Origin of the sequence: Curvibacter lanceolatus ATCC 14669, from assembly GCF_000381265.1 — a bacterium.
Lineage (GTDB): Bacteria > Pseudomonadota > Gammaproteobacteria > Burkholderiales > Burkholderiaceae_C > Curvibacter > Curvibacter lanceolatus.
The window spans coordinates 117,009-123,430 of the sequence record NZ_KB906269.1 but is presented as its reverse complement, the minus strand read 5'-3'; the positions used below and the strand labels follow the sequence as shown (position 1 = coordinate 123,430).

8 protein-coding genes are annotated in these 6,422 nt (G+C 57.0%); 2 read left to right on the top strand and 6 right to left on the bottom strand.

Annotation, left to right across the window (positions count from 1 at the left end):
* Positions 1–244 (top strand): integrase core domain-containing protein (locus F624_RS0123860; protein WP_019576894.1); only part of this gene is annotated, 244 nt, incomplete at its 5' end.
* Positions 245–678: 434 nt separating this feature from the next.
* Here F624_RS0123860 and F624_RS34330 read toward each other — a convergent pair.
* The 5 genes from F624_RS34330 to F624_RS0123840 form a co-directional block, all read right to left on the bottom strand.
* Positions 679–1,233: a WcaF family extracellular polysaccharide biosynthesis acetyltransferase gene (locus F624_RS34330; protein WP_084679636.1), complete on the bottom strand. Its 555-nt coding sequence runs from the start codon at positions 1,231–1,233 to the stop codon at positions 679–681.
* A 93-nt stretch (positions 1,234–1,326) separates the two neighbouring features.
* Complete coding sequence (gene gmd, locus F624_RS0123855; RefSeq protein WP_019576893.1) at positions 1,327–2,463, bottom strand: GDP-mannose 4,6-dehydratase; 1,137 nt, start codon at positions 2,461–2,463, stop codon at positions 1,327–1,329.
* 134 nt (positions 2,464–2,597) lie between these two features.
* Positions 2,598–3,575 (bottom strand): GDP-L-fucose synthase family protein, encoded by a 978-nt coding sequence (locus F624_RS0123850; protein ID WP_019576892.1) that lies wholly within the window; start codon positions 3,573–3,575, stop codon positions 2,598–2,600.
* 65 nt (positions 3,576–3,640) lie between these two features.
* Entirely contained in the window at positions 3,641–4,210 is a 570-nt protein-coding gene (locus tag F624_RS0123845; protein WP_019576891.1) for a GDP-mannose mannosyl hydrolase, read from the bottom strand.
* Between the two features lie 194 nt (positions 4,211–4,404).
* Positions 4,405–4,716: a hypothetical protein gene (locus F624_RS0123840; RefSeq protein WP_157443607.1), complete on the bottom strand. Its 312-nt coding sequence runs from the start codon at positions 4,714–4,716 to the stop codon at positions 4,405–4,407.
* Positions 4,717–5,617: 901 nt separating this feature from the next.
* Here F624_RS0123840 and F624_RS0123835 point away from each other — a divergent pair.
* A complete protein-coding gene (locus F624_RS0123835; RefSeq protein ID WP_019576889.1) occupies positions 5,618–6,232 on the top strand; it encodes a Fic/DOC family protein in 615 nt (204 codons plus the stop codon).
* On the opposite strand, the gene F624_RS35410 is transcribed toward F624_RS0123835, so the two are convergent.
* Positions 6,229–6,396 carry a hypothetical protein gene (locus F624_RS35410; RefSeq protein ID WP_019576888.1) on the bottom strand — a complete coding sequence of 56 codons (168 nt, stop codon included), beginning with the start codon at positions 6,394–6,396 and terminating at the stop codon, positions 6,229–6,231. The two genes, F624_RS0123835 and F624_RS35410, sit on opposite strands and share 4 nt — an antisense overlap.
* Between the last annotated feature and the right edge of the window lie 26 nt (positions 6,397–6,422).

Sequence of the window (6,422 nt, the reverse complement as noted above, 5' to 3'; positions counted from 1 at the left end):
GGCCCTGGTCAAAAGCTACGGCCTGCAGCAGGAGTTCATCACGCCTTACAGCCCTGAGCAGAATGGCATGGTTGAGCGCGTGATCCGCACGCTCAAGGACCAATGCGTTCATCGCCACAGGTTTGAAACCCTGCAGCACGCCAGCCGAGTGATTGCGGACTGGATCAGTTGGTACAACCATCGGCGCCCTCACCAGGCGCTGAAAATGAAGACCCCCGCTGAGGCTTATGCGTTAGCGGCCTGACCTGTGCAGAAACTGCTGGGTCAATACAAGTCGCCTTCAATTTCTCTCTTGAATTCAGCCTTCGGGTACACCGGTCCACTTGTGGGGCAGTGATTCCGTAATCCGATTAGCCTTGTACGTGGGTAGTCGATGTCAACACATCGCGCAGATACTCGTACGGGTTAAGCCGGGTTAGTTTGGTGCTCATGGGTTAGGCGCATGATGGCCGCTGGTCTATGGTATGCCAGTTGGGTGCCTACAAACAGCTAGTTCTCTCGGCCCATCGCCCAGGATCATATCTGTTGTTCGTTGAGATTATTTTTGATAGGCAAGGCAGGGGCAGTCAAGAAGCTCATGAACCTTTCCTAGCGGTTGATGCTGTAATCGATAGTTTTGGCCATAGTGGTGCCATCAATTACCTAAGCCCGGTGCAGCGTCAGAGCTATCCTTGGCTATTAATCTTGACCTAAGGGGAAACGATCTCCAATGCGTTTACATGGATTTCCAGAAAAAATACCATTTGCATCAAGTGATCGATGAACGACGGAAAGTGGTGTAACCAAGGCATCGCATCCGATGGTGACCCCCATCTGTACGACGCACATCGAACTAATCCATGCTCCATCTCCTATCACGATTGGGGCGACTTTTAGATCCATGTTTGTTTTGTACTCATGCGATCCACAAGTTAGAAAAGTTTTTTGTGAAATACAAACATCAGATCCAATCGTGATCTGATCCTGGTTGTAGATCCAAACACCATCACCAATCCATACCCTGTCCCCAATCTTAAGGTTCCATGGATATTTGACTCTGATAGCATGTGGGCAGAGACACCCTTCACCGATCGTGGCCCCAAATAACCTAAGCAAAAATATCCGCACGGCTGAGCTTGGTATGAGGCGGTTGTCTATGACGGTGGCTTCAATGAAGAACCAAATCAATTGCACCCAGAAAGGCCTGCGTGAAACGTAGTTTCCTTTGCCGGCTTTAGAAAGATCAATACTCATCTTTGATATTTTCTATGAATGGCGGTTATGCATAAAAAAAGCCAGGCCAAGATAATTTATCTGGCGCTGGCTTTGAACCAATTAAGGGCAGGTTTATTCGTGGTGATCGTATGCCTTGAACCCAGCCATCTTCACCAGCGCATCCTTGCGTGCCGAGTCGTAGTCTGAATTCACCATTTCTTTGACCAGTTCGGCCAGCGTGATCTTGGGTTTCCAGCCCAGCTTTTCATGGGCCTTGCTCGGGTCGCCCAGCAGGGTTTCCACTTCGGTGGGGCGGTAGTAACGCGGGTCGACGCGCACCACCACATCGCCCACCTTGCATTTGGCCTTGTCGCCCGTCACGGCAGTTACCACACCCACTTCGGCTTCGCCTTCACCCTCAAACCGCAGGGTCACGCCCAGTTCGGCGGCGGCAAACTCTACAAACTGGCGCACGCTGTATTGCACGCCGGTGGCAATCACAAAGTCTTCGGCTTGGTTTTGTTGCAGCATCAGCCACTGCATTTCTACATAATCTTTGGCGTGGCCCCAGTCGCGCAGGGCGCTCATGTTGCCCAGGTACAGGCAGTCTTGCAGGCCCAGGGCAATGCGGGCAATGGCGCGGGTGATTTTGCGGGTAACAAAGGTTTCGCCACGCACGGGGCTTTCGTGGTTGAACAAAATGCCATTGCAAGCGTAAATGCCATAGGCCTCACGGTAGTTCACCGTGATCCAGTAGGCATACAGCTTGGCCACTGCGTAGGGGCTGCGGGGGTAAAACGGGGTGCTTTCCTTTTGCGGAATCTCTTGCACCAGGCCGTACAGCTCGCTGGTACTGGCCTGGTAAAAGCGGGTTTTCTTCTCCAGCTTCAAGATGCGAATGGCCTCCAGAATGCGCAGGGCGCCAATGCCGTCGGCGTTGGCCGTGTACTCGGGCTCTTCAAAGCTCACGCCCACGTGGCTTTGGGCAGCCAGGTTGTAAATCTCGTCGGGCTGCACCTGCTGAATGATGCGAATCAGGCTGGTCGAATCGGTCAGGTCGCCATGGTGCAAGATGAACTTGCGGTTGCTTTCATGCGGGTCTTGGTACAGGTGGTCAATGCGGTCGGTGTTGAACAGGCTGCTGCGGCGTTTGATGCCGTGCACCTCGTAGCCTTTTTCAAGCAGCAGCTCGGCCAGGTAAGAGCCGTCTTGGCCGGTTACGCCGGTGATCAGCGCTACTTTGCGATGGGTTTGACCCTGATTTGCCATTTTGTGTTCTCTCTCTTTGATTGATTCAAAAGTTGGGGCCGCTGTGGTTCACGGCGGCCAAGTGTTGCTTGGCGGCTGCCTTTGGCTGTCTATTTGCCAGGGCTTGGCCTTGGTCACGAAAGCTTGGGCCTGGCTCAGCTGTTGAATTCGCCAGCGGCCTGGCGCTGCAAAAAGTCGGCATAGGCGCGGGCAATGCCGGCGCGCAAATCCACCTGGGGCTGCCAGCCCATGCTAGTCAGGCGGCCCACGTCCATCAGCTTGCGGGGGGTGCCGTCGGGCTTGGTGGTGTCCCACACCACCTCGCCGTTGAAGCCCACCACCTCGCGCACCAACTCAGTCAGGGCTTTGATGCTCAGGTCGTGCCCGCAGCCCACGTTCACCAGGGGCGGGTACACCGACAGCAGGCTGTCAAAGCGCTCATCGGGCAGGTTCATCAGGTACACACAGGCGTCGGCCATGTCGTCGCTGTACAAAAACTCGCGCAGCGGCGTGCCCGTGCCCCAGGCGGGCACCGTGGCGTCGCCACGTTGCTTGGCTTCGTGAAACTTGCGGATCAGTGCGGGCAGCACATGGCTGTTTTGCAGGTGGTAGTTGTCGCCCGGGCCGTACAGATTGGTGGGCATGGCCGCCAAAAAGCGGGTGCTGTATTGGCGGTTGTAGGCCGAGCACATCTCGATGCCGGCAATTTTGGCCAGTGCGTAGGGGCGGTTGGTGGGCTCCAGCGGGCCGGTCAGCAGGTACTCTTCGCGCATGGGCTGCGGGCACTCGCGTGGGTAAATGCAGCTGCTGCCCAAAAACAGCAGGCGCTGCACGCCGTGGCGCCAGGCCGAGTGGATCACATTGGTTTGGATGGCCAGGTTGTCGCGAATGAACTCGGCAGGGTAGCTGTTGTTGGCCACAATGCCGCCCACCTTGGCTGCGGCCAGGTACACCTGGGTGGGCTTTTCGGTGGCAAAAAAGGCCTCTACCTGGTCGGCCTGGGTCAGGTCCAGCTCGGCATGGGTGCGGGCCAGCACTTGCTCGCCTTTTGCCTGCAGGCGCCGCACCAGGGCCGAGCCCACCAGGCCACGGTGGCCCGCCACGTAAATACGCTGTTCGTTGCCAGAACTCATCCCTGATTCCTTTGATTTTGTTGAAAATTTCACGCTGCGCCATTATTACCAAAGTCTGCGCACTCTTACTTACAAACCCTAGGTTGTTGTAAATCGCGCAGGTAACTTTGGCTGAAGTAGTGCACCTCGCTGCTGGCCAGGGCCTGCTGCAGCGGCCACCAGCGCCAGGCTTGGTGCTGGGCGTCGCGGTGGGCGGGCTCAAAGCTTTCGGGTACATGCAGCAAATGGGCCAGCGCCACATAATGCGTGCTGGCTGCCTCTTGGGCAGCAAAGCTATCAGCATAAAAATGCTCATATGCCCCAAGCCACTGCGGTTTAAGGCTGTTTTGTATCAAATCGGGCGTAATGCCAATTTCAGATTCAGCAATGCGCTGCATGGCTTGCTGCATGGTTTCATTTTTATAGATTCGGCCCCCGGGCACAAACCAGTAGCCTTGGGCAGGTCGATTGTTGCGCTGGCCCAGCAACACTTGGCTGTGGTTGCGCACCACAACCAGATCGATCGACACCAATGGTGCAGACCGCACCACGGTGGCAAAGTCGCCCAAGGGCAGATGACCCAGGATGGGGCCTTGAGGGGCGCCGATTGGTGGGGCCGAGGCGATGGTGGCAGCTGTTGGGGTGGGGGCGGTCATGGTGATGTTCTACCAGAACAAGATGGCCAAGTGGTGAGGGGGGCAGGCGCTGGGGCTTTCAACCAACGCTGGTGGGTTGCCGGCGGGTTGGCGGGTGGGCGGTGCACACAACTGCGAAGCAGGGTTGTGGCCCCAGACGCCATTGATTGTTGAATGGTGGCCAACAATAATTTGAATTGTTTTGGCTTGAGCCATCAGTCTTCAAGAAAAGTGGTGTCTTGATATTCTTTCTCTTGCTTTGCCGACCGCATTTTTGAAGCGATATAAAGCACCAATACGACAGGCCAGAAAATGGTGTAAAGCACCACCTGAAACACCAATGAAACTACTTTATTGAGTATTTTCAAAAAAAGCAGTTTGCCGGGCTTTTCTTTCAAATCGTCGGGCAGGTCAATCGACGAGTGCTTCCACTCGTTGATATGGTTATTGGCCTCTAGAACGATACCCACAATCGAAACCAGCAGCCCGATGGCTGCATAGAGTATCAACATGGCATGCATTGTCATGGTCTACTCCATTTTCACTTTCGGCGATGGCGGGCCGGGGTGATGTCGCTGCTGCCTGCTTTGCCGGGCGGCTGGTGCGTGCAGGGGGCAAGGCGAGTTGATGAATCGTTGGGGCCACGCTGGCCGTGGCTGGTGTGTGGCGCGGGGCCTGCTGCGGTAGCCGGCTGCGCACACCACGGAGTGGCTTGCGCAGCCGCTGGGCGGTGGGCAGGGCAATGGGTGTGTGCCGGCTGCCCCATGCATTGGCACCACAAAGCGCTGTGGCCGTTGCTGCTGGGCTCACTTGGCTTGGCGGGCCCTGCGGCACCAGGGCGCATGGCCCACGGCAGGCCCTTCGCATGGCCCTGTACGCGGCGGTGGGCAGGCGCACCTATACATGGTTTGTTGTTAGAACTCATCCCTGATTTCCCTGTTTTTTGTCTATTACTTCACGCTTTGTCATTATTGCCAATGTCTTGGCCGCGTGGCACAAAAACCATCAGTGATGGCCTACAAAGAAAGCAGAGGCTCGGTGAGTGGGGCGAAAACCTATTGATTTTTATAGGTCAAAATTCTTTCAAAACAGCTTATCAAATGTGCTGCTTGCTTGCCGTGGGTGCCTGAGTGGGGGGCTTATGTCGATTTTCTCGCGCAACCTTGGCGTTCAGGTGATGGGCTCTTGCCAGCTGTTGGCGTAGAGGGCAGCAAAAACGGGGCTCAATGAGTTGGGTCACTGTGCTGGTTGTGGGGCGGGGCGTCGCTGCTCATGGGCCGGTATCGTGCAGGCCAGCGCTGCGGCTTGGCCCGTGGGCCTGAGCCTCAGGCCCCGCACAATACCCCTGAACACGCCGCTGGGCAGATGCAACCCTGAACGGTAATCCGGGGCCGGTTGAGGCTCGTACTGCTTGCAGATACTGGCCGCATGGGCCGGTACGCGCTACATGCTGCTGACAACGAGGCCCAGCCAGGGTCGGGCGGGCTGGTGCTGCGCAATCTGGCGGGCATCACCGCCGTCGACGATATCAACGACCTGGAGCTGGAGCTGCTGGCCCAACTCTATCAAAGCGTGCTGGTTGACGAGCTGCCAGACCGGGCGTTGTCGGTTGCCGACATCAAGCGCTGGCACCGGCGCTGGCTTGGCAATGTGTATGCCTGGGCGGGGCAAGAGCGCTCGGTCAACATGAGCAAGGGGGGCTTCAGCTTTGCGGCGGCTGGGCAAATTCCGCGCTTGATGGCGGGCTTTGAAAGAAATGTGCTCAAGCGCTTCACACCTTGCTACGACCTTGCGCCAGCGGGCCTGGTCGAAGCCATTGCCGTGACGCATGTCGAGTTGATCTTGATCCACCCGTTTCGTGAGGGCAACGGCCGGCTCTCACGCTTGCTGGCCGATGTGATGGCTGTTCAGGCTGGGTACAACCCCTTGGACTACAGCAGTTGGGAAACCCACAAGACGGGGTATGTCACGGCCATCCATGCCGGGTTGGCCATGAACTACGAACCCATGAAGTTCTGGGTTCGAACCGCCATGAACCTTTAGGCCGCCAGCTTGATGTGCGCAAACCGCTGCTGGCTGGGCTGCTGCAGTTTTTGCTCCAGCTTCTGGATGTTCTGGCCCGTTTCGATGGCGGTTGAACTGGCCACGGCCCGACGCACTGCGGCCATGCTGGGCTTCTTGCGGGCGTTGGTGGGGTGGGGGGCCATGGCTGAAACCAAGTGAAGAGTTGCTC